The 299-nt window shown below is 57.5% G+C and carries 1 protein-coding gene; it reads left to right on the forward strand.

Annotated features, from left to right (window positions below):
• Window positions 1-217: helix-turn-helix domain-containing protein (locus tag EN846_RS34495; protein WP_135928152.1), on the forward strand; the 217-nt coding region annotated here is incomplete at its 5' end.
• Window positions 218-299: the final 82 nt, after the last annotated feature.

Below are 299 nucleotides of genomic sequence, written 5' to 3' on the forward strand. Positions count from 1 at the left end.
GCTCGGCATGGTCGCTCAAATGGAGCGACGGTTCATCAAAGAGCGACAGCGCGAGGGCATCCAGCGGGCCAAACGCGACGGTGCCTACAAGGGCGGTAAACAGCGGTTTGATCGGAACCGAATTAGGGCCTTGTGGGGTGAAGGTCATGGCCCCGCTGGCATCGCAAAACTGATCGGCTGCTCGAGAATGCAGGTCTATCGTATTCTAAATGAATAGTCGGCCGATGAGTCTTCGGAGGATCGGCCTCGGCCGAAACTGAAAGGTCTGGCTAGTACGTCTCGCGACCTGTCCTGACAAG

The sequence above is a fragment of the Mesorhizobium sp. M4B.F.Ca.ET.203.01.1.1 genome (assembly GCF_004791025.1).
Classification (GTDB): domain Bacteria; phylum Pseudomonadota; class Alphaproteobacteria; order Rhizobiales; family Rhizobiaceae; genus Mesorhizobium; species Mesorhizobium abyssinicae.